This is a genomic window from Enterobacter sp. kpr-6 (genome assembly GCF_900116015.1).
Classification (GTDB): domain Bacteria; phylum Pseudomonadota; class Gammaproteobacteria; order Enterobacterales; family Enterobacteriaceae; genus Enterobacter_D.
In genome coordinates this window covers 779,392-805,378 of sequence record NZ_FOYH01000001.1, presented here as the reverse complement: position 1 = coordinate 805,378, position 25,987 = coordinate 779,392, and the positions used below count along the sequence as shown (strand labels likewise).

The following is a 25,987-nucleotide window of genomic DNA, read 5'->3' as shown; positions in this document are numbered from 1 at the left end:
TGGCCGAAAAGTTTACACCACGGCGGTAGTCAGGCGTGATGAGCAGCACAACCGCCCCTGCTCATCAAAGATATCAATTTGCCAGACCTGATGACGGCCGCCTGTGTGCAGCGCTTTACAGACACCGCGCACACGCCCGCTGCGCACGCCACGGATATGGTTGGCATTGATCTCCAGGCCCACCACGCTTTGCTCGCCTTCGGTACAGAGATATCCCGCGACGGAACCGAGGGTTTCCGCCAGCACCACGGACGCGCCGCCGTGCAGCAGACCGAAAGGCTGATGCGTGCGACCATCTACCGGCATGGTCGCTTCAATCGTGCTCTCAGTCAGGCGTTCAAACTGAATATCCAGTAATCCCACCATGTTCCCTTCGCCCATGGCATTGAGCGCCTCAAGCGTCGCTTCACGTTTCCAGATCATCCGATTATCTCCAGTAAGGCCTGTAACGGATGGCGTACACCACTGCCTTCAACGCGCTTCACCTGGCTGCGGCAGGAGTAGCCGGTTGCCAGACAGCGATTGCGTGGCAGGCGCTGCATCGCCTGATGCCATGACAGCTCGTAAATCCCCAGCGAGTTGGCGTGGTTTTTAACTTCGTGCCCGTAGGTTCCCGCCATACCGCAGCAGCCGACGCTGACGTTTTCCAGTTTCGCGCCGAAACGGGCAAAAATACTCGCCCACTGATTTGGCGTACCGGGCAGCGCCGTAACTTCGGTGCAGTGACCGAACAGATACCAGGATTCGCCGCTCACCGCGCGCTCATCCTGCGTCGCTACCACCGCAGGCAGCCATTCATGCACCAGTTGCACATTAAACTCGCCGCGCTTATCGCCCAGGGTTTGCTTATATTCATCGCGGTAACAGAGCACCAGCGCCGGGTCCACGCCCACCATCGGCATTCCCAGTTGCGCCACTCGCGTCAGAAAATCAGACGTTTTCTGCGCTGTTTTCGCAAAGCGCGTCAAAAAGCCCTTAATATGCTGCGCTTTACCGTTCGGGGAGAAAGGCAGCACCACGGGCTGATAACCGAGTTTTTCCACCAGCCGGACAAAATCCGCGACCACCTGCGCGTCGTAATAGCTGGTAAACGGATCCTGTACCACCAGCACCGTGCGCGCTTTTTCCTCAGCGCTTAGCTGTTCGAGCTGCTCAAGGGTTAAATTCGCCGATCGGTGCCCCACCATCTGTTGCGCCAGCGACGGCACCGACAGCAGCGGCAAATCCACCATCCCGATGTGTTTTTCGGAAGCCGACCGTACCCACGGCTGGCGCATAAAGAAGTTAAACGTCTTCGGCGCGCGGGCCATTAGCGGGGCGTACATTTCGACGCTGGCGACCAGATGATCGCGCACCGGGCGCAAATAGCGCGTGTGATAGAGTTGCAGGAACCGGGAGCGGAACTCTGGCACGTCGATTTTGATCGGGCACTGAGTGGAACAGGCTTTACAGGCGAGACAGCCGGACATCGCCTCTTTTACCTCGTGAGAAAAATCGTACTCCCCCTTGCGCGCATGCCAGCTATTGCGCGTGCGTGCAATCAGCCCCCGCAAACTGGCCCCTTTTTCCGGCAACTCTTTTTCCAGTTGCAGCGGATCGACACCGCGATCGGCCAGCAGACGCAGCCACTCGCGCACCAGCGTCGCGCGGCCTTTCGGCGAGTGAATGCGGTTGCTGGTGATTTTCATCGACGGGCACATCGGGCTTTTCACATCGAAGTTAAAGCACAGGCCGTTGCCATTACACTCCATCGCGCCCCGCCACGAACTGCGTACCGTGGTGGGGATCTGCCGGTCATACGTGCCACGTTTAACCGCATCGACTTTCATCATCGGCGCATCCACGCCTGCCGGCGGGCAGATTTTACCTGGGTTGAGCCGGTTTTGCGGATCGAACGCCGCTTTCACCTTCCGCAGTTCGGCATAGAGTTGCTCACCGAAAAACGCCGGGCTGTATTCCGCGCGGAACCCTTTGCCGTGCTCGCCCCAGAGCAGTCCACCATATTTAGCCGTCAGCGCCACCACATCGTCGGAGATCTTTTTCATCAGCATCTCCTGCTGTGGATCGCACATGTCCAGCGCCGGACGCACATGCAGCACCCCGGCATCAACGTGGCCAAACATGCCGTAGCTCAGGCCGTGGCTGTCGAGCAGTTCACGGAACTCCACGATGTAATCCGCCAGATGCTCCGGCGGCACGCAGGTATCTTCCGCAAACGGGATCGGCTTGGCTGCGCCTTTTGCGTTGCCCAGCAAGCCGACCGCTTTTTTGCGCATCGCATAAATGCGCTCGATGCCCGCCAGGTCACCGCACACCTGCCAGCCAATGACCCCGCCCTGCTCCGTGGCGATCAGGGCATCAAGACCCGCGCACAGGGCGCTGACCTGAGCGTCTATCAGCGCTTCGTCATCGCCTGCAAATTCAACGATGTTCAGGCCCAGCATCTCTTTATCCGGCACGTCGGTAATTAGCTCATGAACCGAATGCCACACAATATCTTCCCGGGCCAGATTCAGCACTTTGGAATCGACCGTCTCCACCGACAGCGCCCGCGCTTCTACCATAAAGGGCGCATTGCGCAGCGCAGAGTTAAAGGAGTCATATTTGACGTTAACCAGGCGGCGCACTTTCGGCAGCGGCGTAATGTCGAGCCGTGCTTCGGTAATAAAGGCCAGCGTCCCTTCGGAACCCGCCAGAACGCGGGTCAAATCGAATTGCGACATCTCATCGTTAAAGACGTGACGCAAATCGTAACCGGTCAGGAAGCGGTTAAGTTTGGGAAATTTATCAATGATTAACTGGCGATTATCGCGACAGCTTTCATAAACGGTTTTATAAATGCGTCCGGTCGCGGTCTGCGCGCTGCCCAGGGTTTCAGCTAATTCCAGCGATACCGGCTGCGTGTCCAGGATATCGCCCCCCAACAGCACGGCGCGCACGCCCAGAACGTGATCGGAGGTTTTGCCATACACCAGCGAGCCTTGCCCGGAGGCGTCGGTATTAATCATCCCGCCTAAAGTGGCGCGGTTGCTGGTGGAGAGTTCCGGGGCAAAGAAAAAGCCAAAAGGTTTGAGGAACTGGTTAAGCTGATCTTTAATCACGCCAGCTTCTACGCGAACCCATCCTTCTTCGGGATTGATTTCGATGATCCGGTTCATATAGCGTGACAGGTCGACGACGATGCCCTGGTTCAGCGCCTGACCGTTCGTTCCGGTGCCGCCGCCGCGCGGGGTGAAGATCAGCGACTGAAAGCGCTCCTCGGCAGCAATACGGGTAATTAACGTGACATCGGCCGTGGATCGCGGGAAAACGACAGCATCGGGAAGGAGTTGATAAATACTGTTATCGGTCGCCATGGTCAGCCGGTCGGCGTAACTTGTGGCGGTATCTCCGGTAAAGCCTTGTTGCTCCAGTGCCTGTAAAAAATTCAGCACCAGCTGAACGACGCCGGGTGCCTGAGAAATCTGTGGGATCATTACTGTTGACCCTGCCTGACTGTTAGAGTTGTGAGTATTTAAACGTTTGCATAGTGCATTTATCGTTGTATCACATTTTTTTCTTATGCGCCCGGCAGAATTACGGGCAGAATCGGGCGGGTAAAATCACCGTCTTTTTGGGTGATTATTGTCGGCAGATTTCATGTCACGCTGCTCCTTGGCGTGTAAACAGAATGGATAAATCAAATGGTTAACTTTCGAGAGCCCAGGGATGTACCGCAATTAATGCTGTCGGTGCTGTTTTTAGCAATCATGATTATTGCCTGCTTGTGGATCATTCAACCGTTCGTGCTGGGTTTTGCATGGGCAGGCACCATTGTGATTGCCACCTGGCCGCTCTTTTTACGCCTGCAACGCCTGCTGTTTGGGCGGCGTTCTTTAGCCGTGCTGGTGATGACGCTGCTGCTGATCCTGCTGTTCGTCATTCCCATTTCGATGCTGGTCAACAGCCTTGTTGATGGCAGCGGCCCGGTGATTCATGCCATCACGTCAGGTGATATGACGTTACCCGATTTTGCCTGGCTTAATGATGTCCCGCTGGTCGGCGAAAAGCTCTACACCGGCTGGCATAACCTGCTGGATATGGGCGGCAGCGCCATCATGGCTAAAGTACGCCCTTACGTTGGCGCAACGACCACGTGGTTTGTCGGCCAGGCCGCGCATATTGGCCGCTTTATGATGCACTGCGTGCTGATGCTGCTGTTCAGCGCCCTGCTCTACTGGCGCGGCGAACAGGTTGCGCGGGGCATCCGCCACTTCGCCAGCCGTCTTGCCTCTCAGCGTGGCGATGCCGCCGTCCTGCTGGCCGCGCAGGCGATCCGCGCCGTCGCGCTGGGCGTGGTGGTGACCGCGCTGGTGCAGGCGATTCTCGGCGGGATTGGTCTTGCCATCTCTGGTGTTCCTTATGCCACGCTGTTTACGGTGGTGATGATCCTCTCCTGCCTGATTCAGCTTGGGCCGCTGCCGGTCCTGATCCCGGCTATCATCTGGCTTTACTGGAGCGGCGATACCACCTGGGGCACGGTTCTGCTGGTCTGGAGCTGCGTTGTGGGCACGCTGGATAACGTGATCCGTCCGGTACTGATCCGCATGGGCGCTGACCTACCGCTGGTGCTGATCTTATCCGGGGTTATTGGCGGGTTGATCGCCTTTGGTATGATCGGCCTGTTTATCGGCCCGGTGGTGCTGGCTGTAAGCTGGCGACTGTTTGACGCCTGGGTAAAAGAGGTGCCGCCGCCCGGAAATGATGCGCAAGAGGTGCTCGAAGAGACCGAGGAATTTAAGCCTCATCAGCAATAACTATCAGGCGGGGAAACCCGCCTCATTATTAAGCATTACTAATGATTTATGCAGGTCCCTACGATTATTCCTAACGCAACCCCTTCTGCCTCCCGCCTCGCTTGTCGCAAAATCGTTACGCTTGTTAAACTATTGAGACGAATCTGATCGACGCTAAAACCGCCCATGCCTACTATTAGGACACGGTTATAAATCAACGCATTGATTTATAAGCATGGAAATCCCCTGAGTGAAACAACGAATTGCTGTGTGTAGTCTTTGCCCTTCTCCCACGAAGGGCTTTTTTTTATCCTGATTTTGAGCAAAAAAATCCCCGGCAATAAGCCAGGGATTGTTGTCACCCGTTAACCGCTATTTTATTTCTGCCAGCGAAAGCCAGGTCTGCACAACGGTGTCCGGGTTCAGCGACAGGCTGTCGATGCCCTCTTCCATCAGCCAGGCGGCAAAATCTTCATGGTCGGACGGGCCCTGACCACAAATGCCGACATATTTGCCCTGTTTCTTCGCGGCGCGGATCGCCATCGACAGCAGTGCTTTCACCGCCTCGTTGCGCTCATCAAAGAGTTCCGATACCACGCCGGAATCACGGTCCAGACCCAGTGCCAGTTGCGTCATGTCGTTTGAGCCGATAGAGAAACCGTCAAAATGCTCCAGGAACTGTTCTGCCAGCAACGCGTTCGACGGGATTTCACACATCATGATCACTTTAAGGCCGTTCTCGCCGCGCTTCAGGCCCTGGCGCGCCAGTTCCTCAACCACCGCTTCTGCCTGAGCAACGGTGCGCACAAACGGGACCATGATTTCAACGTTAGTCAGCCCCATGTCGTTACGCACACGTTTTACCGCGTCGCACTCCAGCGCAAAGCAGTCGCGGAAGCTGTCGGAAACATAGCGCCCCGCGCCACGGAAGCCGAGCATCGGGTTCTCTTCTTCCGGTTCGTAACGCTCTCCGCCCACCAGATTGGCGTATTCGTTCGATTTAAAATCGGACAGGCGCACAATCACCCGCTTCGGATAGAACGCCGCGCCAAGCGTCGCGATACCTTCCGCCAGGCGGCCGACGTAAAACTCTTTCGGCGATTCATAACCCTTCATGATTTCGCGAATTTCGTTTTGCAGTTTCGGCTCCTGGTCATCAAACTCCAGCAGCGCACGCGGGTGCACGCCGATCATGCGGTTGATGATGAACTCCAGACGCGCCAGCCCCACGCCTTCATTTGGCAGGCAGGCAAAATCAAAGGCGCGGTCGGGGTTGCCGACGTTCATCATGATCTTCAGCGGCAGATCCGGCATGGTATCCACGCTGGAGCTTTTCACGCTAAATTCCAGCAGGTCTGCGTACACGTAACCGGTATCGCCTTCCGCACAGGATACCGTGACGTTTTCATCGTCTTTCATCCGTTCGGTGGCATCGCCACAGCCGACCACTGCCGGGATGCCCAGTTCACGAGCGATAATCGCCGCATGACAGGTGCGCCCGCCGCGATTGGTCACAATCGCTGAGGCTTTTTTCATGATCGGTTCCCAGTCCGGGTCGGTCATGTCGGTGACCAGCACATCACCCGGCTGAATACGATTCATCTCGCTAATGTCGTGGATCACTTTCACCGGACCTGCGCCGATGCGATGACCGATGGCGCGACCTTCCGCCACAATTTTTCCCTGCGCGTGTAAGGTGTAACGCTCCATCACCTGACCGCGGGAACGCACGGTTTCCGGGCGGGCCTGGACGATATAAAGTTTGCCGGTATGCCCGTCTTTCGCCCATTCGATGTCCATCGGGCGGCCATAATGTTTCTCAATCTGCACCGCCTGTTTCGCCAGTTCCTGCACTTCCTCATCTTTTAACGAGAAAATATCGCGGTCGGCCTGCGGGACATCTTCAATACGCACCTGCTTGCCGTGCTCCTGGGTCGGCGCGTAGACCATGCGGATCTTTTTCGAGCCCATAGTGCGGCGCACAATCGCCGGGCGACCCGCAGCGAGCGTCGGTTTGTGGACGTAAAATTCGTCCGGGTTGACCGCGCCCTGCACCACCATCTCGCCCAGTCCCCAGGCGGAGGTAATGAAGACCACCTGATCGAAGCCCGACTCGGTATCGATAGAAAACATCACCCCGGACGAGGCGAGATCGGAGCGCACCATGCGCTGAACGCCCGCGGAGAGCGCCACGCCGCGGTGATCGTAACCCTGGTGAACACGGTAAGAGATCGCGCGATCGTTAAACAAGGAAGCAAACACATGTTTTACCGCGACCAGCACCGCGTCGTAGCCCTGCACGTTAAGGAAGGTTTCCTGCTGCCCGGCAAAAGAGGCATCCGGCATATCTTCCGCGGTCGCCGACGAGCGCACCGCAAAGGAGGCGTCGGCGTCATCCGCAGAAAGCTGATTATAAGCCTCATGAATAGCCTGCTCGAATTCCGGCTGGAATGGCGTATCAATGATCCATGAACGGATCTGTGCGCCGGCTTTTGCCAGTTCGCTGACATCATCAATGTCCGTTTTATCCAACAGGTCATAGATGCGCTGATTGACGCCGCTTTGATCGAGAAACAGATTAAACGCCTCGGCGGTCGTGGCAAAACCGTTCGGAACCGAAACGCCCATGTCAGAAAGACCGGTGATCATTTCTCCCAGGGAGGCATTTTTGCCGCCAACTCTGTCTACATCATTCATGCCGAGTTGGTTGTACCAAAGCACCAGCGGTGACGAGCCATTTGTGGACATCGAACAATCCTTTTATATGTGAGCGGGTTAAGAAACACCTTAATGCTTATTAATCCTGGCATATTTATTTACGTTAAAAAAACGGTGAATCGTTCAAGCAAATATATTTTTTACTTTTCAGACTGCTGCCATAGTCGATTTAACCTGCTGAATAATATGGATTCATTAGAAAAAGCCGAATTCCTCATCGTTTGATAAAAATGAAACGTAGTTTTCATTAAATATAAAAGCAGCGTTTCATTTTCTAAAATGAGAGACGGACTATACGCAGCGTTTGCTGATTTAATTTATGCTTTCAGGTCAATAAGTCTATTCCTGGAGCAAGCAAATGGATAATGCGGTAGACCGGCACGTTTTTTATATTTCCGACGGGACAGCCATTACAGCTGAGGTGCTGGGACATGCGGTGATGTCGCAATTTCCCGTCGCGATTAACAGCATTACGCTGCCGTTTGTTGAAACGGAGAGCCGGGCAAAGGCGGTCAAAGAGCAGATTGATGCGCTCTATCAGCAAACTGGCGTGCGTCCTCTGGTCTTTTACTCCATCGTCCTGCCAGAAATCCGCACCATTATTTTACAGAGCGAAGGGTTTTGTCAGGACATCGTGCAGGCGCTGGTTGCGCCGCTTCAGCAGGAACTCAGGCTTGAGCCGACCGCCGTTGCCCACCGGACTCACGGGTTAAACCCTGGTAATCTGATCAAATATGACGCGCGCATCGCCGCCATTGATTACACGCTGGCGCACGATGACGGGATCTCCATGCGTAATCTCGACCAGGCACAGGTCATTTTGCTGGGCGTGTCGCGCTGCGGTAAAACGCCGACCAGCCTCTATCTCGCCATGCAGTTTGGCGTGCGGGCGGCAAACTACCCGTTTATTGCCGATGACATGGACAATCTCGGCCTGCCCGCCGCGTTAAAGCCGCTGCAACATAAGCTGTTTGGCCTGACGATCAATCCTGAGCGACTGGCGGCTATTCGTGAAGAGCGCCGGGAAAACAGCCGTTACGCCTCAATGCGTCAGTGCCGGATGGAAGTGGCAGAAGTGGAAGCGCTATATCGTAAAAACCAGATCCCCTATCTCAACAGTACTAACTTTTCCGTTGAAGAGATCGCCACCAAAATTCTCGACATGATGAAGCTCACGCGGCGGATGTATTGAGCATGAACTAGCAAGCTAGTACATGAGTGATAAATCCGTTATCATTGCATTCAGGAATGTGATGAGAGTCACGACCACACTTGAAATAAGCCGGGATTGGTTTATCGTGAAGCCCATCACTTCCCGGCATTCCTGCCGCTGAAGCCACAAATTTCTGAGAATTGTAATGAATAGAACCGATGAACTCCGCACGGCGCGTATTGACAGCCTGGTGACGCCAGCTGAACTGGCGCAGCGGTATCCTGTTTCCGCCGGGGTGGCGGAACATGTCACGGCCTCACGCCGCCGAATTGAGAAGATCCTCAACGGCACCGACCGCCGTTTACTGGTGATTATTGGGCCGTGTTCCATTCACGATCTTGATGCCGCCATGGATTATGCCCGCCGTTTGCAGGCGCTGCGCGAGAAGCACCAGGATACGCTTGAGATCGTGATGCGTACCTATTTTGAAAAACCGCGCACGGTAGTGGGCTGGAAAGGGCTGATTTCCGATCCCGATCTGAACGGCAGCTATCGTGTGAATCACGGCATTGAACAGGCGCGTAAACTGCTATTGCAGGTGAATGAACTGGGCGTACCCACGGCTACCGAATTCCTCGATATGGTGACCGGACAGTTTATTGCCGATTTGATTAGCTGGGGCGCAATTGGTGCGCGCACCACTGAAAGTCAAATTCACCGTGAAATGGCGTCCGCCCTTTCCTGCCCGGTGGGCTTTAAAAACGGCACCGATGGCAATACGCGCATCGCCGTGGATGCGATCCGCGCCTCCCGCGCCAGCCATATGTTTTTATCGCCGGATAAATCGGGTCAGATGACGATTTACCAGACCAGCGGCAACCCGTATGGCCACATCATTATGCGCGGCGGTAAAACGCCAAACTACAATGCCGCCGATCTTGCCGAAGCCTGCGACACGCTGCGCGAGTTTAATTTACCGGAGCATCTGGTTGTCGATTTCAGTCACGGCAACTGCCAGAAACAGCACCGCCTGCAACTGGATGTGTGTGACGACATCTGCCAGCAGATCCGTAGCGGTTCAACGGCTATTGCCGGGATTATGGCTGAAAGTTTTCTCCAGGAAGGGACGCAGAAAATTGTCGCCGGTCAGCCGCTGGTTTACGGCCAGTCGATTACCGATCCATGCCTGAGCTGGGAAGATAGCGAAACACTGCTGGATAAGCTCGCGTCGGCGGTTGCAACGCGGTTTTGACAGGACCCTCACCCTAGCCCTCTCCCTCAGGGAGAGGGGACCGATCGAGCGTTGACTTCCTTTTCTCCCTCTCCCTGAGGGAGAGGGCCGGGGTGAGGGTTAGCCTTAACTGGAACAGCTCACTTCCAGCCGTTTCCCCCAGTCTGGTGGACGGCTGACATAATCATCATCCCGGTCAGTAAACGGCGTACGCAGCGCGTCATGCAACCGGTGCAACTCCGTCATATCGCCCTGCTCAGCCTGCTCAATCGCGCGTTGTGCCAGCCAGTTTCGCAGGATCATCGCCGGATTCACGCTCAGCATCTGCTGCTGTCGCTGCGCGTCGTCGATCTCATCGCGCACCAGCCGTTCGCGGTAATCAGTGAACCAGCTATCAAATGCGCCACGGTCGATAAATTCATCGCGCAGGGGGGATTGCGCGCTGTGCTGCTCTGTCTGACTGAGCATCCGGAAAGTGCGCGTGTAATCGCTGCCTTCCCGTGCCATCAGCGCAAACAGTCGGTTTAACAGCTCGTTATCCGCTTTTTGCTCGGTGAACAAGCCCAGCTTGCTGCGCATCAGCCGGCCGTACTCTGTGAGTAATACATGCTGGTACTCGTCCAGCGTTGAGTTCAGCGCATCGACGTCAATAAACGGCGACAGGGTTTGCGCCAGCCGTTGAAGATTCCACAGCCCGACCGCGGGCTGGTTGTCGAAGCGGTAGCGGCCCTGATAGTCGGAATGGTTGCAGATAAAGGCAGGGTTATAGTCATCCAGGAATCCGTACGGGCCGTAATCAATGGTCAGGCCGAGGATCGACATATTGTCGGTGTTCATTACCCCGTGCGCAAAACCGACGGCCTGCCAGCGGGCGATAAGCCTCGCGGTACGGCTCACGACATCGCTAAACCACAGCCGGTATTTATCCTGCTCGTCCTGCAAGTGCGGCCAGTGATGACGGATCACAAAGTCTGCCAGTTGCTGCACTTTTGCCGGCTCACGGCGGTAATAAAAATGCTCGAAATGACCGAAACGCGCATGGCTTTCCGCTACGCGGATCATCATTGCGCCCTGCTCGACTCGCTCGCGCATGACCGGCGTATCGCTGGTCACAATCGACAGCGCCCGCGTGGTGGGAATGCCCAGATGATGCATGGCTTCAGAGGCCAGGCACTCGCGGATCGTTGAACGCAGAACCGCCCGCCCGTCACCCATGCGGGAATATGGCGTTAAGCCCGCGCCTTTCAGATGCCAGTCGCGGGTGCTGCCGTCGGACAACAGCTGTTCGCCGAGCAGAATGCCGCGCCCGTCGCCCAGTTGACCGGCCCAGACACCAAACTGATGTCCGCTGTAAACCTGGGCCAGCGGCGACATTCCGGGCAGAAACGTCTCTCCGCCCCAGACGCCTGCGCCCTGCGTCGTGTCAAACAGCGACGGCGGGACGCCCAGCGATTCGGCTAAGTCGGCGTTGTGCCACACCAGTCGGGCATTGCTTAACGGCGTGGGCTGTAAGGCGGTATAAAAACCTGGCAGCTCATCGCGCCAGTGAGTAGTAAAAGACAGGGTCATGGTTCCTCCTGCCTTAAGTGTAGTGTGTTACTGCGGGTTTAAACACGGGCCAGCAGCAGGGTTATCACTGCACAAGCGTGGTAATGGCGGCAGGCGTGACCGGCGGCCACAGGCTTCCCTGCATGGCGCTGAACTGGAAAGGCAGCAGGCGTTGCAGGATCTGCTCGCTATCAACACCGGAAATCATCAGGCTACGGCAGTGCGGACTCACCTGCGAAACGATGGCGCGCATAAAAGGATCAAAGGCCAGGGAAGATAACTGGTGATGGAGAAAATGTTTATCGATGGCAATACGATGAAACAAACCATCAAACACTGCCCGGCTTGATACTTCCCCGGCACCAAAATTTGCCAGCACCAGGCAATACCGCTGCGCTAATTGTGCAAGCTGAATATTTTCCTTTCCTTTATTTAAATCAGGATAATTCTCATTAATTGTAAATTCGAGAAAAGGAAAACGTTCAACGCAGGCGGCCAGTTCCGGGTTCGTTAAAAGCGCGTCAACGATAACGGGATTTATATTTATCCAGGCGCATAGCTGGTGCTGGATAAAAAAGAGTTTGCAGGCATCAATCAATGCCAGTTGTTCCGTAAAGAGGGTCAGGGTATCGCTGTCTGTCAGGCGTGGCAGCATTAGCTCAGTGGGCGTGCGTACGCTGTTATCATCTCCGCTAAAATTGACGATGACTTCAACGCCCTGAAGCAGACTCTGTTCGTTACGGGCCGGGAGGAGTAACAGTTCAGAGCGCCAGGTATTATCCAGTGTCACTATCATTGCGCCCACCCCTCATTCAGGGTCATTGCTGCTAATATTCCGCAAAGGCAAATAAGATTTAACTTAACAGGCATACATAACATTAATTTCATCCATTTCTTTTTAATAGGGGATTCTCCTTATTCCTTTGATGAATTTTATCCTGGACCCATAATAATAGCCAGTATTGCCCCAGCCACTCATACAATAGTCTGGTATTCTTAACTGCCTAATTAATTTGGGTGAGATAAATCTCAACTGGCAATATGCGCCGATCAAAAGAAAACACAATGATACTCTCGCCCACCGTATCTGTGGGCGTAAAGTCGTCTCAGATGCGCCGGGCCTGCCAGAAGTTTTTCCGCCAGTAGACGTTATCCAGCGATGAGCGCATCACTCCCCGGCTGGTGGAGGCGTGGATAAATTGATTATCCGTATCATAAATTCCGACGTGCAGCCCGCTGTCCCCGGAACCGGTTTTAAAGAACACCAGATCCCCCGGCAGCAGATCGTCTTTGTCAATTTCAGTCCCTACTTTCGCCTGCTGGCGTGTTTCGCGCGGCAGTTGTAAATCGAACCGATCGCGAAAGGTCAGCAAGACAAAACCGGAGCAGTCGATCCCGCCACGACTCATCCCGCCGTAGCGGTAAGGCGTTCCGCGCCAGTGACTGAGCTGATCGTTCAGACCCGCAATCACAGTGATGGAGTCGGCAAGTCGGGGATTGGGCGGTGGCGCACGATGGCTGCTACACCCGGCCAGAAATAACGTTGCTGCAAGAAGAAACCAGAAACGCATTGGGATTCGTCCTTTTATTATTTTTCGCTACTCTAGCCTGTGGCTTAAGCGCCAGGCAAGACTCCGTGCTTCACAATGTCGAAATGAGCATTCTGTGCCCTTCAATATCCAGGCGGCGGAACGGCATTTTGTAGGCTTTTTCCAGATTGGGTGGCGTCATGACCTGCTCACGCGGCCCGCTGGCCAGCAGCTTACCGTTGCGTAATAGCCACGCGCGATGGGCATGCCGTAACGTATGGTTAAGGTCGTGACTGCTCATTACAATAGTAATGCCCGCCTCAAAGAGCGTGCCCAGCAACCTGTCGAGCGCGGCCTGTTGAGCGACATCCAGACTGTTCATCGGCTCATCCAGCAACAGAAGCTGCCCGTCCGGATTGGAGTCCGGATGGATCTGCAAAATGACAGCGGCCAGACGAACGCGCTGCCACTCCCCGCCTGAGAGCTGATTTGCCGGACGCGTGAGCTTGTCAGCAAGCCCTAACGCACCGGCGACGGTTTCAGCCAGCCGGGTGTGGGAGGCGTTATGTTGATGCAATGATAGATAGTGCCAGACGGGCATCGCAAAGGGTGGCATCTGCTGTTGTGCGAGATACGCGCGATGACGGGAAAGCGTGGTCGCGTGCCAGTCTTCAAGCGGCTGAGCATTGAGCGTCACCACGCCCGCGCCCTGAGTCAGCCCGGCCATACGCGCCAGCAAGGTGCTTTTCCCGGCCCCGTTAGGCCCAACCAAATGCAGAATTTCTGCCCGGTTGACGGTAGCGGTGATCGGCCCCAGTCGGCCGGTCGCTTCAACATCCTGTAATTGCATCAACGGGGACATTATTTTGCCAGCGCCAGCTTAATCGCTTCCATCACAATCGGATCTTCCGGCGTCATGTCCGGGGAGAAACGCTGCACCACTTCCCCGTCACGGCCAATCAGGAATTTTTCAAAGTTCCACAGGATATCGTCCGGATAAAGCGGCGCGCGGCCTTTGCTGGCCATACGCTCATAGAAGCCGCTGCCTTCCGGCGCGACAGCCGCAGGACGGGCAGCAATCAGTCTGGCATACAGCGGATGACGGTTCTCACCGTTCACATCAATTTTGCTGAACATCGGGAATGTGACGCCGTAGGTGGTGCTGCAAAACGTTTTGATCTCTTCTTCGCTACCTGGCTCCTGACCGAGGAACTGATTGCACGGGAAACCCAGCACCACAAAACCGTCTTTTTCCCAGGCTTTCTGAATATTCTCCAGCTGCTCATACTGCGGCGTCAGGCCACATTTTGAGGCCACATTGACGATCAGTAATACCTTGCCTTCATACGCTTCAAGCGTCGTTTTCTCGCCGTCAATGGTCGTGACTTCAGTGCTTAAAATCGCGTGTTGCATAATATCCCCTTAGTTTACAGAGCCGATTGCCGGGTCTTAGCGCCCGGCCTTTAATAATAGCCAGATAAATACCGGCGCGCCTAATGTTGCCGTGACGACGCCGATTGGCAGTTCCGCCGCACTAAGTGCCTGACGGGCAATAATGTCAGCACACAGGAGCGCAATGCCTCCCGCCAGTGCGCAGGCGGGCAGTAACACGCGGTGATCGGTGAGCCCACATAAACGCAGGATGTGGGGGATCACCAGCCCGATAAAGCCGATAGCGCCCGCGATAGCAACACTGACGCCTACCATCCAGCCGGTTGCAACAACCAGGATGTTGCGCCAGAAGTTTAGCGGCAGGCCTAACTGACGGGCAGAAATTTCTCCCAGTACCAGCATGTTCAGCGGCTGCGATTGCAGACACACCCAGATTATCACCGGCACCAGTCCCAGCATCAGCCAGCTTTGCTGCCAGTCCACACCGCCGAATCCGCCCATCATCCAGTACATCAGCTGGCGTAAATCAAAGGAGGTGGAGAAGTAAATCGCCCAGGTCATCAGGGCGCTGCAAATGATGCCCAGCGCCACGCCCGCCAGCAACAGACGGCTGGTTGACAGATGTCGGCGGGCAAAGCGTAACAGGATCAGGGTGATAACCAGCGCCCCCGCAATCGCGCACAGCCCCAGTGCCCAGTCAGGCAAAATACCCTGCCCCAGTAATACTGCCGCAATCAGCCCGACGCCTGCACCGTTTGAGACCCCAAGCAGGCCCGGCTCGGCCAGCGGATTTTCAAATAATGCCTGCATAATGGTGCCCGAGAGCGCCAGCGCTGCGCCCACCAGCATCACCGCCAGCGTGCGCGGCAGGCGAATTTGCCAGACAAACAGCTTCCCGGCATCGCTAAACCAGTCGTCTGGCGCAATCCACTGTTCCCCGGCGCTAAGGCTGACAACAAAAGTGATAAGCAATAACAGCGTCAGACCACAGAGCCAGCGAACATGGTGTTGGTGCTGAAAATGGGCGTGTGACAGCATAATTTCCATTTAGCAGATAAGTGATGTGATTGATTTTAAGGTGAATGATAAGTCGGGTGGAAGAAAAAAGGCCGCATAAGCGGCCTTTTTAGTTAGTTCAGATTACTCTGCTTTGGGCGAAGCGTTTTCGACACGGCTTTTCAATTTCTGACCGGGTCTGAAGGTCACCACGCGCCGGGCTGTAATGGGAATATCCTCACCCGTTTTCGGGTTACGTCCGGGACGTTGATTCTTGTCGCGTAAATCGAAGTTACCAAAGCCGGAGAGTTTCACCTGTTCACCGTTTTCCAGAGCGCGACGGATCTCTTCGAAAAACAGCTCTACCAGTTCTTTGGCATCCCGCTTGCTAAGCCCAAGCTTATCAAACAGATATTCTGACATTTCAGCTTTTGTAAGCGCCATAGGTTCAATCCCTCAATGATGCCTGGAATCGCTCTTTTAATGCCTCTACACATCTGGCAACGGTAGCGGCAATCTCCTCTTCTTCGAGTGTACGGCTGGTATCCTGAAGGATAAGGCTGATAGCGAGGCTCTTATAGCCCTCCGCCACACCCTTGCCGCGGTACACGTCAAATAAGTTTACGCCAACTACCTGATTTACGCCAACTTTCTTACACTCGGCCAAAACATCTGCTGCGGACACGTTTTCAGCGACCAGAACAGCGATATCACGACGGTTTGCCGGGAAGCGTGAAATCTCCTGAGCCTGAGGCACCACGCGGTCTGCGACCTTGTTCCACTCCAGTTCAAACACGACGGTGCGGCCGTTCAGATCCAGCTTACGTTCCAGCTCCGGATGCACAACGCCAATGAAACCAACGTGTTCGCCTTTCAGATAAATCGCCGCAGATTGGCCCGGATGCAGCGCCGGATTTTCCTGCGCTTTGAACTGAATGTCGTTAAGTTGCCCGGTTAAATCCAGCACCGATTCCAGATCGCCTTTCAAATCATAGAAATCAACGCCCTCTTTTGCCAGGTTCCAGTGCTCATCGTGACGGTTGCCACAAATGACGCCTGCCAGCATCAGATCCTGGCGGATGCCCAGATTTGCCTGCGTATCGGGCACAAAGCGCAGACCTGTTTCGAAAATGCGCACACGGTTCTGCTGGCGGTTCTGGTTGTAAACCACGGTGGTCAACAGCCCTGTCCACAGCGACAGACGCATTGCTGACATTTCGCTGGAGATCGGGCTTGGCAGGATCAGCGCCTCAACGCCTGGGTGGATCAACTGCTGCACCTTCGGATCGACAAAGCTGTAGGTGATCACTTCCTGATAGCCTTTGTCGTTAAGCATGGTTTTCACACGCTTGAGCGACAGATCGGCCTCACGGTGATTACCCATGATCAATCCAGCCTGAACAGGCTCATCCGGGATGTTGTTGTAGCCGTAAATACGCGCCACTTCTTCAACCAGATCTTCCTCGATTGCCATATCAAAACGCCAGCCCGGAGCAACGGCAGTCCACTCATCCAGGCCTTCGGTCACATCGCAACCCAGACGACGCAGAATGTCGCTGACCTGTGCGTCGGCAATGTGATGCCCAATCAGGCGATCCAGCTTGCTGCGACGCAGGCGGATGGTAGCCGGTTTTGGCAACGTGGCTTCGTTGGTGACATTGATAACCGGACCGGCTTCGCCGCCGCAAATATCCAGCAGCAGACGCGTAGCACGCTCCATCGCTTTAAATTGCAGAGCGGGGTCTACGCCACGCTCGTAACGATGAGAGGCGTCAGTATGCAGACCGTGACGGCGCGCACGACCGGTGATAGACAGCGGGCTAAAGAACGCGCATTCCAGCAGCACATCCTGAGTGTCATCGTTGACACCTGAATGCTCGCCGCCGAAGATCCCGCCCATTGCCAGCGCTTTGCTGTGGTCGGCAATCACCAGGGTGTCAGCATCAAGTTTCGCTTCGTTGCCGTCCAGCAGCACCAGCGTTTCGCCCTCTTTCGCCATACGCACCACAATCCCGCCGTCAATACGGCTGAGATCGAACGCGTGCATCGGCTGACCCAGCTCCAGCAGCACGTAGTTGGTCACGTCAACAACCGCATCGATGGAACGAATGCCGCAGCGACGCAGCTTTTCACGCATCCACAGCGGAGTCGGTGCTTTGACGTTGATGCCTTTAACAACGCGGCCCAGATAGCGCGGGCAGGCATCGGCGGCGTCCACCGTAATCGGCAGCGTGTCGTTGATGGTCGCCGCAACCGGGGCCATTTCCGGCTCAGTAAGCGGGGACTGGTTCAGCACTGCCACATCGCGGGCGATACCGATAATGCCTAAGCAGTCGGCACGGTTTGGTGTGACGCTGATTTCGATGGTGTTGTCATCAAGCTTCAGATATTCGCGGATATCGGTGCCAATTGGTGCGTCCGCAGGTAACTCGATAATGCCGCTGTGATCGTCGGAAATACCCAGCTCGGAGAACGAGCACAGCATGCCTTCAGACGGTTCACCACGCAGCTTTGCCGCTTTGATTTTAAAATCGCCCGGCAGGACTGCACCGATGGTCGCCACGGCTACTTTCAGACCCTGACGGCAGTTTGGCGCACCGCAGACGATGTCCAGCAAGCGCTCGCCACCGACGTTGACTTTAGTGACGCGCAGTTTGTCGGCGTTCGGATGCTGACCACATTCAACCACTTCCCCGACAACCACGCCGTTGAAGCTGCCTGCGACCGGCTCTACACCGTCAACTTCCAGACCGGCCATGGTGATTTGCCCGGACAGCGCTTCGCTGTCTACAGCCGGATTAACCCACTCGCGTAACCACAGTTCACTGAATTTCATTATTTTGTCCTGCCTTATTTAAACTGTTTGAGGAAACGCAAATCGTTTTCGAAGAATGCGCGCAGATCGGTTACGCCGTAACGCAGCATGGTCAGACGTTCCATTCCCATACCAAACGCGAAGCCGGAGTAAACTTCCGGGTCGATGCCGACATTGCGCAGTACGTTCGGGTGCACCATCCCGCAGCCCAGTACTTCCAGCCATTTACCGTTTTTGCCCATTACGTCCACTTCCGCAGAAGGCTCGGTGAACGGGAAGTAAGACGGACGGAAACGGATCTGCAAATCCTCCTCAAAGAAGTTACGCAGGAAATCGTGCAGCGTGCCCTTCAGGTTGGTAAAGCTGATGTTGGTATCAACGATCAGCCCTTCCATCTGGTGGAACATCGGTGTGTGTGTCTGGTCGTAATCGTTACGGTAAACGCGGCCCGGCGCGATGATGCGGATCGGTGGCTGCTGCTCTTTCATGGTACGGATCTGCACACCAGACGTTTGGGTGCGCAGCAGACGCGTGGCGTCAAACCAGAAAGTGTCGTGATCAGCTCGGGCCGGGTGATGCCCGGGAATATTCAGGGCATCAAAGTTGTGATAGTCATCTTCGATTTCCGGGCCGGTCGCCACGGAGAAGCCAAGCTCACCGAAGAAACTTTCGATACGGTCAATCGTACGCGTAACCGGATGCAGACCGCCGTTTTCGATACGACGACCCGGCAGGGAAACATCAATGGTTTCGGCTGCCAGACGGGCGTTCAGCACGGCATTCTCCAGATCCGCTTTACGCGCATTCAAAGCCTGCTGAACCTGCTCTTTCGCTTCGTTGATCACCGCACCGGCAGCCGGGCGCTCTTCAGGCGGCAGCTCACGCAGGGTGGTCATCTGAAGGGTCAGATGCCCTTTTTTACCCAGATATTCAACGCGCACGTTATCGAGCGCGGCAACATCTGAAGCATCGTTAATGGCTGCCCTGGCGCTGGCAACCAGCTCTGCGAGATGTGACATGTTTTTCCTCATTATGTCGGTGCAGACACCGTTATGGTGGTCTCTTATTTTTAAAAATCAGGCATAAAAAAAGCCTCCATCGGGAGGCTTTCTGGCGCTGTTTTTCGTTTCTTCTTTCACGCGCAAGCCCCCTGATTCAGGTGCTAAAGTAAAAAAAGAAGCGGAAAATAGCAGCATTCATGCTTGCGTTACCTTGTGTGGTAAGATTCGTTACGCGCTTATTGAAAAGGCTTAACGTTAAATTGTCAACAAAATGACGGTACTGCAAATAAAAAGAGGGAGCTAAGCCCCCTCTCTTCACTGGCTTATGCCAGAGCTGCTTTCGCTTTTTCGACCAGGGCAGAGAATGCCAGTTTGTCGAATACGGCGATGTCAGCCAGAATCTTACGGTCGATTTCAACAGAGGCTTTTTTCAGGCCGTTGATGAATTTGCTGTAAGAAATACCGTTCTGACGGGCTGCTGCGTTGATACGCGCAATCCACAGTTGACGGAACTGACGCTTTTTCTGACGACGGTCACGATAAGCGTACTGACCAGCTTTGATAACAGCCTGGAAGGCAACGCGGTAAACGCGTGAACGCGCACCGTAGTAACCTTTAGCTTGTTTCAAAATTTTCTTATGACGTGCACGAGCCATCACACCACGTTTTACACGAGCCATTTATGCTCTCCTGTATCTATTCTAATTAAAAAGTTAAAAGGTAAACGACTTATGCGTACGGCAGGCACGCGATAACCAGGCCCAGATCGCCTTTGGAAACCATGGCTTTCGGACGCAGGTGACGTTTACGCTTGGTAGCTTTTTTGGTCAGAATGTGACGCAGGTTAGCGTGCTTGTGCTTAAAACCACCTTTACCGGTTTTTTTGAAGCGCTTAGCAGCACCGCGTACGGTCTTAATTTTTGGCATTTTTAATAACTTCCACTTCGCATTGTTAATAAACGAAACAAAGGCGAACCAAACCTGTGAGCTTATGGCCCACAGGAATGATTACTTGATGGCCTTACTGTTTCTTCTTAGGAGCAAGCACCATGATCATCTGGCGGCCTTCGATCTTCGATGGGAAGGATTCGACCACTGCCAGTTCAACCAGATCTTCTTTCACGCGATTAAGCACTTCCATACCGATCTGTTGGTGGGCCATCTCACGACCGCGGAAACGCAGTGTGATCTTGGCCTTGTCGCCCTCTTCGAGAAAGCGAATCAGGCTGCGGAGTTTTACCTGATAGTCGCCTTCATCTGTACCAGGTCGGAATTTAATTTCCTTAACCTGGATAACTTTTTGCTTCTTCTTCTGTTCCTTAGAAGATTTGCTCTTTTCATAGAGGAACTTGCCGTAATCCATTATACGGCAAACGGGCGGCTCGGCGTTAGGGCTAATTTCTACTAAATCCACCCCGGCTTCTTCAGCTTTTTCCAGAGCTTCTCTCAGATTCACAATGCCAAGCTGCTCGCCTTCCAGACCTGTTAAGCGAACTTCTGTGGCGCGAATCTCGCCATTGATACGATTCGGACGCGCCGTTTGAACTCGTTTTCCGCCTTTAATACCTTATTCCTCCAGTTGTTGAAGACTGCGGCTGCGAATCTCTTGTTGCAGCTTCTCGATAACTTCATTTACGTCCAGGCTACCCAGGTCTTTACCACGACGGGTACGCACGGCTACTTTGCCGGCTTCAACCTCTTTGTCACCACAAACCAACATGTAAGGGACACGACGTAAAGTGTGCTCGCGGATTTTAAAGCCAATCTTCTCGTTTCTCAAGTCCGCTTTTACGCGAATGCCCGCATTTTGCAGTTTATGGGTCAATTCGTTAACGTATTCAGCCTGAGAATCTGTGATATTCATGACGACTACCTGCACTGGTGCGATCCAGGTCGGGAAGAAGCCCGCAAATTCTTCAGTCAGGATGCCAATAAAGCGTTCAAGCGATCCCAGAATTGCACGGTGAATCATCACAGGTACCTGACGCTCGTTGCTTTCGCCCACATAGGAGGCTCCAAGACGAGACGGCAGGGAGAAGTCCAGCTGTACAGTGCCGCATTGCCACGCACGATCGAGGCAGTCATACAGTGTAAACTCAATTTTCGGACCATAGAATGCGCCTTCACCCAGTTGATACTCAAACGGGATATTGTTTTCTTCCAGCGCAACAGCCAGGTCCGCCTCAGCACGATCCCACATCTCGTCACTGCCGATACGTTTATCCGGACGAGTGGAGAGCTTGACGACGATTTTCTCGAAGCCAAAGGTGCTGTACATATCGTAGACCAAACGAATACAAGCGTTCACTTCATCACGCACCTGCTCTTCCGTACAGAAGATATGTGCGTCATCCTGAGTGAACCCGCGTACACGCATCAGCCCATGTAACGCGCCCGACGGCTCGTTACGGTGACAACTACCAAATTCCGCCATACGCAGCGGCAGGTCACGATAGGATTTTAAACCCTGATTGAAGATTTGCACGTGACCCGGGCAGTTCATCGGCTTGATACAATATTCACGGTTCTCAGAAGAGGTGGTAAACATTGCATCTTTATAGTTGTCCCAGTGGCCGGTTTTTTCCCACAGCACACGGTCCATCATGAACGGGCCTTTCACTTCCTGATACTGGTACTCTTTCAGTTTAGACCGTACGAAAGTTTCCAGCTCACGGAAGATAGTCCAGCCATCGTTATGCCAGAATACCATACCCGGCGCTTCTTCCTGCATATGATACAGGTCAAGCTGCTTACCGATTTTACGGTGATCGCGTTTAGCGGCTTCTTCAAGGCGCTGCAGATAGGCATTCAGGGCTTTTTTATCGGCCCAGGCAGTACCGTAAATACGCTGCAACATTTTATTGTTGCTGTCGCCACGCCAGTACGCCCCTGCGGTTTTCATCAGTTTAAAGTGATGGCAGAAACGCATATTCGGCACGTGCGGTCCACGGCACATGTCGATGTATTCCTGATGATGATACAAGCCTGGCTTGTCATCATGGGCAATATTTTCATCAAGGATAGTGACTTTGTAGCTTTCGCCGCGCTTAACGAAAGTTTCGCGCGCTTCATGCCAGCTCACTGCCTTTTTGATGACGTCATAGTTCGTTTCGGCGAGCTCGTGCATGCGTTTTTCGAGCGCGTCGATATCTTCCTGAGTCAGCGTATGGTCAAGGTCAATGTCATAGTAGAAACCGTTGTCTACGACAGGGCCGATGGCCATTTTGGTGTTCGGCCAGAGTTGCTTGATCGCATGACCTAACAGGTGCGCGCAGGAGTGACGAATGATCTCCAGACCGTCTTCGTCTTTTGCGGTGATGATAGCCAGTTGCGCATCGTTTTCGATCAGATCGGAGGCATCAACCAGTTCACCGTTAACGCGACCGGCGATGCAGGCTTTTGCAAGACCTGGGCCGATATCCAGCGCAACATCCATAGGGCTAATGGCGCGGTCGAACTGACGTTGACTGCCATCAGGAAGAGTAATTACAGGCATTTTATTTCCTTATTTGCAGTGGTGCCCCACACGAAAGAGCACATACAAAATACTATTTCAATTAATTATCAACAAGTTAAACAGGGTTTTCAGCTTCACTCTGCAGAATCTGTGCTTTATTAAAACAAAAGCACCCCTGGTGCCTGATGATAAGCTCACCCCTGATAGTACACGTCTCTGTACCGGGTTTAAAGGCCAGTGTGATCCCCGTCCCGTTGCTTAATACCTTTATAACCATTCAGATACGTGCAGTTCTTTCAGGAGATGTTGGTCAGCGCCCGGATTACCTGCTCCATCGCTTCTTTGGTTAATTCAGTGCGCGCAATGCGCGTATTGGCGAGAGAGGTACGCAAAACGCCCGCAATGACGATGTGTTTCGGCTCCTGGCCGAGATCGCGCATTTCCAGAACCACTTTTCCCACGACCCGACACATTTCCTGATACAGCGCTTCGTCTTTTGACTGATTCCCCATAGCCGCCTCTTTGTCATTATCTTTATGAGCTTAGCTCATCGAAAAATAACGTTAACGTCAAGCGAATAGTGAGATTACCGGTTGTACCAGGGTAACAGTCGGGCGAGAGCCGCAATTGAGTTAAATCTTAAGAAGCGCACGGCGCGATGGTCAACACATTATTTAACAAAGGATAAAATCAGAAGGGATAAAAGCGAAATGTTAAAAACACATATGCAACTTTTAAAATAAAGACACGGAATGACATTCTATGCGTTAATTTACGCCAACACAGTATTTATAAAAAAACCGGTACAACAAACGCCGGTTTTTTATTAACAACTCAAACAATATTTTGATGCATACCGGGAATAACGGCAGTGAGTATTAATACCACTCACCTGCGACCAGTGTATGAGCATCAAAAGCATCATCCATAGAGCGCCCTGTAGATTGTGCGCCAGGTTGAATGTTTGAGCCTGCTTCGATATCCGTAGCGTGGAAAGAAGCAGTTGGCTTGCTGGTATCGCTGACAGTGTTATAAACAGGGGCGGCAAATGCGCCGAAGGAAAGTGCAGAAAGCACCGCAGCAGCAGCGACAGTTTTGATAGTATTCATATTGTTTCTTCTCTTTTTTCGAATTAATACCGTATGGCCGTGAGCCAAAATAGCTCATGAACGTAAGTTTAGAGCTGGATCACACTTTTGCATAGTCGAAATATTTATCAAAAAGTGTCAAATTAATTGAACATGTCGTGAAACGAGGGAATTAAGGAGAAATTATGAAGGAAAGGCATTTTTATTTTAATAAAACAATAGTCAGTTATTTTAAGCGCATAAAATGATAATAATAAAAATTCGGGCCGGAATTTCCGACCCGATATCAATTACATTTTGTAACCCAACGATACGACCGTTCTGCGGTCGGTATGCTCAGGGGCGGACGCTGGCGGTTCAGAGTTCCAGGTCACGTTGTACGCCACTTTGAGGCCAAAGTGTTCGTTGATGGCCACATTCAGCGCAGTCTCAGAGTTCAGCGTGGTGTCATCGGCACCGAACACAGAAACCCCTTGCGTGAATTTGGTGGAATCGGTCATCTGCCAGGCGTAAGTCCCGGACGCATAACCCAGCGGCTGAGTTTCGTTGTCGCCATCGGTGTACTCGTCATAACGGACACCCGGACCGAATTCAAAACGCAGGCTGTGCACCGGCCCGTTCATGAACTGACGACCATAACCGGCGGTCGCCACATCGCGTTGACGGTAGCCGTTGTAACGGTCAGTCAACCAGCTCGCCTGCCCGAACAGGTAATCCGCATCGGTCACGTTGAAACGAGAACGTCCGCCTACCGCGTACTTCTCAGAAGAACGCTCGTCGTTGGAAGAGGTGTTGCTGGCGTTACCCCACAATGACCATGCGGTAGTATTGCCATACCAGGTCAGGGTGGAATCAGCGGTCAGCGAGGAGCTTTTGGTATTACCTGACTGGGCCAGGTAACCTGCGTTCAGATTGCCTTCAAAAGGCTTCTGAGCAGTTGAGGGGTCATCCATAACAGTAAAAACGGTATCATCTGCGGCAGCATTGAATGACGCAAACACGCCTCCCGCAAGCATAGCAACAGCGGGTAGTGTCTTTAAAAGCTTCATTTATAAGGAGTCCGTACAGCAAAAAAAGAGACCAACACGGTCCCGGAAACTCACAGCAGGATCAATAATTCATTATCCCGTGAAAGGTAACAAATTATAAAAAGGCTCCAATAACATAGCAATGAATTCTTATTTCATTTTTTGAATAAGAGAGATCTCAAAACCGTCATTCCTTTATAAAGACTTAGGTAAAATTTGCTTAGCCTTTATTTGAGAAATCATACCCTTATTTACATTTACATCTGTTGAATCAATGCCAGGCTTAACCTGTCCCTGTTAAAAGGAGGTTATATGATACCTGTCTATACGTTAACGCTCGCGCCTTCACTGGATAGCGCGACGCTGACCCCGCAGATTTATCCCGAAGGTAAGCTCCGTTGTACCGTGCCGGTATTTGAACCCGGCGGCGGCGGTATTAATGTTGCCCGCGCGATTGCCCATTTAGGCGGTAAAGCCACGGCCATCTTCCCTGCTGGCGGTGCCACGGGTGAGCATCTCACCAGCCTGCTGGCCGACGAGCATGTACCCGTGCAGTGTGTGGAAACCAAAGACTGGACGCGGCAAAACCTGCACGTCCATGTCGAATCCAGCGGCGAGCAGTACCGCTTCGTAATGCCTGGCGCAACCCTTAGCGAAGACGAATTCCGTCAGCTTGAAGAAAAAGTGCTGGCAATTGAAAGCGGCGCGCTGCTGGTGATCAGCGGCAGTCTCCCGCCCGGCGTCAAGGTGGAAAATCTGGTTCAGTTAATCAAAGCGGCCCAGCGCCAGGGGATCCGCTGCATCGTTGACAGTTCAGGTGAGGCCCTGACCGCCGCGCTGGAAATCGGCAATATTGAACTGGTGAAACCGAATCAGAAAGAACTCAGCGCGCTGGTGGATCGTGAGCTGACGCAGCCGGACGACGTTAAAGACGCCGCACAGGAACTGGTCAACAGCGGCAAAGCGCAACGGGTGGTGGTCTCATTAGGTCCGCAGGGCGCGCTGGCAGTCGATGCCAGCAGTTGCGTGCAGGTGGTGCCGCCGCCGATGAAAAGCCAGAGTACCGTGGGTGCCGGTGACAGCATGGTCGGTGCCATGACGCTGAAGCTGGCTGAAGAAGCCTCGCTGGAAGATATGGTCCGCTTCGGCGTGGCTGCCGGGAGCGCGGCCACCATCAATCAGGGCACCCGCCTCTGCGCGCGCGATGACACGCTCAAAATTTACGACTACCTGAACCGACGCTAGCGCCCTGCTTC

The 25,987-nt window shown here is 53.7% G+C and carries 25 protein-coding genes, 1 other RNA gene and 1 other annotated feature; of the genes, 6 read left to right on the top strand and 20 right to left on the bottom strand.

What is annotated here, in order from left to right; all coding sequences use genetic code 11:
• Positions 1-12: 12 nt before the first annotated feature.
• Together menI and BM373_RS03785 are read right to left on the bottom strand one after the other, a co-directional pair.
• Positions 13-423 carry a 1,4-dihydroxy-2-naphthoyl-CoA hydrolase gene (menI, locus tag BM373_RS03790; protein ID WP_090459613.1) on the bottom strand — a complete coding sequence of 137 codons (411 nt, stop codon included), beginning with the start codon at positions 421-423 and terminating at the stop codon, positions 13-15.
• Positions 420-3,476, bottom strand: coding sequence for a D-2-hydroxyglutarate dehydrogenase YdiJ (locus tag BM373_RS03785; RefSeq protein ID WP_090459611.1), 3,057 nt, complete (start codon positions 3,474-3,476; stop codon positions 420-422). Before BM373_RS03785 ends, menI begins: the two co-directional genes overlap by 4 nt.
• A 207-nt stretch (positions 3,477-3,683) precedes the next feature.
• Between BM373_RS03785 and ydiK the strand changes: the two genes are divergently transcribed.
• Both ydiK and rprA read left to right on the top strand, forming a co-directional pair.
• Positions 3,684-4,796: an AI-2E family transporter YdiK gene (gene ydiK, locus BM373_RS03780; RefSeq protein WP_090459609.1), complete on the top strand. Its 1,113-nt coding sequence runs from the start codon at positions 3,684-3,686 to the stop codon at positions 4,794-4,796.
• A gap of 182 nt (positions 4,797-4,978) precedes the next feature.
• An RNA gene (gene rprA, locus BM373_RS03775) (antisense sRNA RprA) lies at positions 4,979-5,086 on the top strand.
• A 61-nt stretch (positions 5,087-5,147) separates the two neighbouring features.
• Here rprA and ppsA read toward each other — a convergent pair.
• The gene (gene ppsA / locus BM373_RS03770; RefSeq protein WP_090459606.1) at positions 5,148-7,523 is read right to left on the bottom strand and encodes a phosphoenolpyruvate synthase; all 2,376 of its coding nucleotides are present in this window, start codon (positions 7,521-7,523) and stop codon (positions 5,148-5,150) included.
• A 42-nt stretch (positions 7,524-7,565) separates the two neighbouring features.
• Between ppsA and BM373_RS21915 the strand changes: the two genes are divergently transcribed.
• The 3 genes from BM373_RS21915 to aroH all read left to right on the top strand — a co-directional run bounded on the left by BM373_RS21915 (position 7,566) and on the right by aroH (position 9,898).
• On the top strand, positions 7,566-7,718 hold the full coding sequence (locus BM373_RS21915; RefSeq protein WP_371261081.1) for a hypothetical protein: 153 nt from the start codon (positions 7,566-7,568) through the stop codon (positions 7,716-7,718).
• 133 nt (positions 7,719-7,851) lie between these two features.
• The gene (locus BM373_RS03765; RefSeq protein WP_090459604.1) at positions 7,852-8,685 is read left to right on the top strand and encodes a posphoenolpyruvate synthetase regulatory kinase/phosphorylase PpsR; all 834 of its coding nucleotides are present in this window, start codon (positions 7,852-7,854) and stop codon (positions 8,683-8,685) included.
• A 166-nt stretch (positions 8,686-8,851) separates the two neighbouring features.
• Complete coding sequence (aroH, locus tag BM373_RS03760) at positions 8,852-9,898, top strand: 3-deoxy-7-phosphoheptulonate synthase AroH (protein ID WP_090459601.1); 1,047 nt, start codon at positions 8,852-8,854, stop codon at positions 9,896-9,898.
• Positions 9,899-10,003: 105 nt separating this feature from the next.
• Here the strand turns inward: aroH and selO are convergent, their stop codons facing one another.
• The 17 genes from selO to BM373_RS03680 all read right to left on the bottom strand — a co-directional run bounded on the left by selO (position 10,004) and on the right by BM373_RS03680 (position 24,752).
• The gene (gene selO / locus BM373_RS03755; RefSeq protein WP_090459599.1) at positions 10,004-11,446 is read right to left on the bottom strand and encodes a protein adenylyltransferase SelO; all 1,443 of its coding nucleotides are present in this window, start codon (positions 11,444-11,446) and stop codon (positions 10,004-10,006) included.
• 64 nt (positions 11,447-11,510) lie between these two features.
• Positions 11,511-12,221, bottom strand: coding sequence for an EAL domain-containing protein (locus BM373_RS03750; protein ID WP_090459596.1), 711 nt, complete (start codon positions 12,219-12,221; stop codon positions 11,511-11,513).
• Positions 12,222-12,531: 310 nt separating this feature from the next.
• The gene (locus tag BM373_RS03745; RefSeq protein ID WP_090459594.1) at positions 12,532-12,996 is read right to left on the bottom strand and encodes a C40 family peptidase; all 465 of its coding nucleotides are present in this window, start codon (positions 12,994-12,996) and stop codon (positions 12,532-12,534) included.
• 70 nt (positions 12,997-13,066) lie between these two features.
• The gene (gene btuD, locus BM373_RS03740; protein ID WP_090459591.1) at positions 13,067-13,816 is read right to left on the bottom strand and encodes a vitamin B12 ABC transporter ATP-binding protein BtuD; all 750 of its coding nucleotides are present in this window, start codon (positions 13,814-13,816) and stop codon (positions 13,067-13,069) included.
• Positions 13,816-14,367 carry a glutathione peroxidase gene (locus tag BM373_RS03735; RefSeq protein WP_090459589.1) on the bottom strand — a complete coding sequence of 184 codons (552 nt, stop codon included), beginning with the start codon at positions 14,365-14,367 and terminating at the stop codon, positions 13,816-13,818. The genes btuD and BM373_RS03735 overlap by 1 nt, the downstream gene beginning before the upstream one ends.
• 36 nt (positions 14,368-14,403) lie before the next feature.
• Positions 14,404-15,384 (bottom strand): vitamin B12 ABC transporter permease BtuC, encoded by a 981-nt coding sequence (gene btuC / locus BM373_RS03730; protein ID WP_090459586.1) that lies wholly within the window; start codon positions 15,382-15,384, stop codon positions 14,404-14,406.
• Positions 15,385-15,486: 102 nt separating this feature from the next.
• Entirely contained in the window at positions 15,487-15,786 is a 300-nt protein-coding gene (gene ihfA, locus BM373_RS03725; RefSeq protein WP_006820203.1) for an integration host factor subunit alpha, read from the bottom strand.
• Positions 15,787-15,790: 4 nt separating this feature from the next.
• Complete coding sequence (pheT, locus tag BM373_RS03720; RefSeq protein ID WP_090459584.1) at positions 15,791-18,178, bottom strand: phenylalanine--tRNA ligase subunit beta; 2,388 nt, start codon at positions 18,176-18,178, stop codon at positions 15,791-15,793.
• A gap of 14 nt (positions 18,179-18,192) precedes the next feature.
• Positions 18,193-19,176: a phenylalanine--tRNA ligase subunit alpha gene (gene pheS, locus BM373_RS03715; RefSeq protein ID WP_090459581.1), complete on the bottom strand. Its 984-nt coding sequence runs from the start codon at positions 19,174-19,176 to the stop codon at positions 18,193-18,195.
• Between the two features lie 63 nt (positions 19,177-19,239).
• Positions 19,240-19,362: a sequence feature (Phe leader region), on the bottom strand.
• Positions 19,313-19,357: a pheST operon leader peptide PheM gene (gene pheM / locus BM373_RS21650; protein ID WP_001386830.1), complete on the bottom strand. Its 45-nt coding sequence runs from the start codon at positions 19,355-19,357 to the stop codon at positions 19,313-19,315. (Overlaps the previous feature by 45 nt.)
• Positions 19,363-19,481: 119 nt before the next feature.
• Positions 19,482-19,838, bottom strand: a complete 357-nt coding sequence (gene rplT, locus BM373_RS03710) for a 50S ribosomal protein L20 (protein ID WP_090459579.1) — start codon at positions 19,836-19,838, stop codon at positions 19,482-19,484.
• Between the two features lie 49 nt (positions 19,839-19,887).
• The gene (gene rpmI / locus BM373_RS03705) at positions 19,888-20,085 is read right to left on the bottom strand and encodes a 50S ribosomal protein L35 (RefSeq protein WP_001124225.1); all 198 of its coding nucleotides are present in this window, start codon (positions 20,083-20,085) and stop codon (positions 19,888-19,890) included.
• 94 nt (positions 20,086-20,179) lie between these two features.
• Positions 20,180-20,722 carry a translation initiation factor IF-3 gene (gene infC, locus BM373_RS03700; protein ID WP_090459577.1) on the bottom strand — a complete coding sequence of 181 codons (543 nt, stop codon included), beginning with the start codon at positions 20,720-20,722 and terminating at the stop codon, positions 20,180-20,182.
• A 3-nt stretch (positions 20,723-20,725) separates the two neighbouring features.
• Positions 20,726-22,654 carry a threonine--tRNA ligase gene (thrS, locus tag BM373_RS03695; protein WP_090459575.1) on the bottom strand — a complete coding sequence of 643 codons (1,929 nt, stop codon included), beginning with the start codon at positions 22,652-22,654 and terminating at the stop codon, positions 20,726-20,728.
• A 257-nt stretch (positions 22,655-22,911) separates the two neighbouring features.
• Positions 22,912-23,127, bottom strand: coding sequence for a fumarate hydratase FumD (gene fumD / locus BM373_RS03690; protein WP_090459574.1), 216 nt, complete (start codon positions 23,125-23,127; stop codon positions 22,912-22,914).
• 366 nt (positions 23,128-23,493) lie between these two features.
• Positions 23,494-23,724: a hypothetical protein gene (locus BM373_RS03685; RefSeq protein WP_090459571.1), complete on the bottom strand. Its 231-nt coding sequence runs from the start codon at positions 23,722-23,724 to the stop codon at positions 23,494-23,496.
• A 269-nt stretch (positions 23,725-23,993) separates the two neighbouring features.
• A complete protein-coding gene (locus BM373_RS03680; RefSeq protein ID WP_090459569.1) occupies positions 23,994-24,752 on the bottom strand; it encodes a DUF481 domain-containing protein in 759 nt (252 codons plus the stop codon).
• Between the two features lie 291 nt (positions 24,753-25,043).
• On the opposite strand from BM373_RS03680, the gene pfkB reads away from it, so the two are divergent.
• Positions 25,044-25,976 (top strand): 6-phosphofructokinase II, encoded by a 933-nt coding sequence (gene pfkB, locus BM373_RS03675; RefSeq protein ID WP_090459566.1) that lies wholly within the window; start codon positions 25,044-25,046, stop codon positions 25,974-25,976.
• Positions 25,977-25,987: the final 11 nt, after the last annotated feature.

Coding starts and splice junctions, on each gene's coding strand:
- menI (WP_090459613.1), bottom strand. CDS start 423: ATGATCTGGAAACGTGAAGCGACGCTTGAGGCGCTCAATGCCATGGGC.
- BM373_RS03785 (WP_090459611.1), bottom strand. CDS start 3,476: ATGATCCCACAGATTTCTCAGGCACCCGGCGTCGTTCAGCTGGTGCTG.
- ydiK (WP_090459609.1), top strand. CDS start 3,684: ATGGTTAACTTTCGAGAGCCCAGGGATGTACCGCAATTAATGCTGTCG.
- ppsA (WP_090459606.1), bottom strand. CDS start 7,523: ATGTCCACAAATGGCTCGTCACCGCTGGTGCTTTGGTACAACCAACTC.
- BM373_RS21915 (WP_371261081.1), top strand. CDS start 7,566: ATGCTTATTAATCCTGGCATATTTATTTACGTTAAAAAAACGGTGAAT.
- BM373_RS03765 (WP_090459604.1), top strand. CDS start 7,852: ATGGATAATGCGGTAGACCGGCACGTTTTTTATATTTCCGACGGGACA.
- aroH (WP_090459601.1), top strand. CDS start 8,852: ATGAATAGAACCGATGAACTCCGCACGGCGCGTATTGACAGCCTGGTG.
- selO (WP_090459599.1), bottom strand. CDS start 11,446: ATGACCCTGTCTTTTACTACTCACTGGCGCGATGAGCTGCCAGGTTTT.
- BM373_RS03750 (WP_090459596.1), bottom strand. CDS start 12,221: ATGATAGTGACACTGGATAATACCTGGCGCTCTGAACTGTTACTCCTC.
- BM373_RS03745 (WP_090459594.1), bottom strand. CDS start 12,996: ATGCGTTTCTGGTTTCTTCTTGCAGCAACGTTATTTCTGGCCGGGTGT.
- btuD (WP_090459591.1), bottom strand. CDS start 13,816: ATGTCCCCGTTGATGCAATTACAGGATGTTGAAGCGACCGGCCGACTG.
- BM373_RS03735 (WP_090459589.1), bottom strand. CDS start 14,367: ATGCAACACGCGATTTTAAGCACTGAAGTCACGACCATTGACGGCGAG.
- btuC (WP_090459586.1), bottom strand. CDS start 15,384: ATGCTGTCACACGCCCATTTTCAGCACCAACACCATGTTCGCTGGCTC.
- ihfA (WP_006820203.1), bottom strand. CDS start 15,786: ATGGCGCTTACAAAAGCTGAAATGTCAGAATATCTGTTTGATAAGCTT.
- pheT (WP_090459584.1), bottom strand. CDS start 18,178: ATGAAATTCAGTGAACTGTGGTTACGCGAGTGGGTTAATCCGGCTGTA.
- pheS (WP_090459581.1), bottom strand. CDS start 19,176: ATGTCACATCTCGCAGAGCTGGTTGCCAGCGCCAGGGCAGCCATTAAC.
- rplT (WP_090459579.1), bottom strand. CDS start 19,838: ATGGCTCGTGTAAAACGTGGTGTGATGGCTCGTGCACGTCATAAGAAA.
- rpmI (WP_001124225.1), bottom strand. CDS start 20,085: ATGCCAAAAATTAAGACCGTACGCGGTGCTGCTAAGCGCTTCAAAAAA.
- thrS (WP_090459575.1), bottom strand. CDS start 22,654: ATGCCTGTAATTACTCTTCCTGATGGCAGTCAACGTCAGTTCGACCGC.
- fumD (WP_090459574.1), bottom strand. CDS start 23,127: ATGGGGAATCAGTCAAAAGACGAAGCGCTGTATCAGGAAATGTGTCGG.
- BM373_RS03685 (WP_090459571.1), bottom strand. CDS start 23,724: ATGAATACTATCAAAACTGTCGCTGCTGCTGCGGTGCTTTCTGCACTT.
- BM373_RS03680 (WP_090459569.1), bottom strand. CDS start 24,752: ATGAAGCTTTTAAAGACACTACCCGCTGTTGCTATGCTTGCGGGAGGC.
- pfkB (WP_090459566.1), top strand. CDS start 25,044: ATGATACCTGTCTATACGTTAACGCTCGCGCCTTCACTGGATAGCGCG.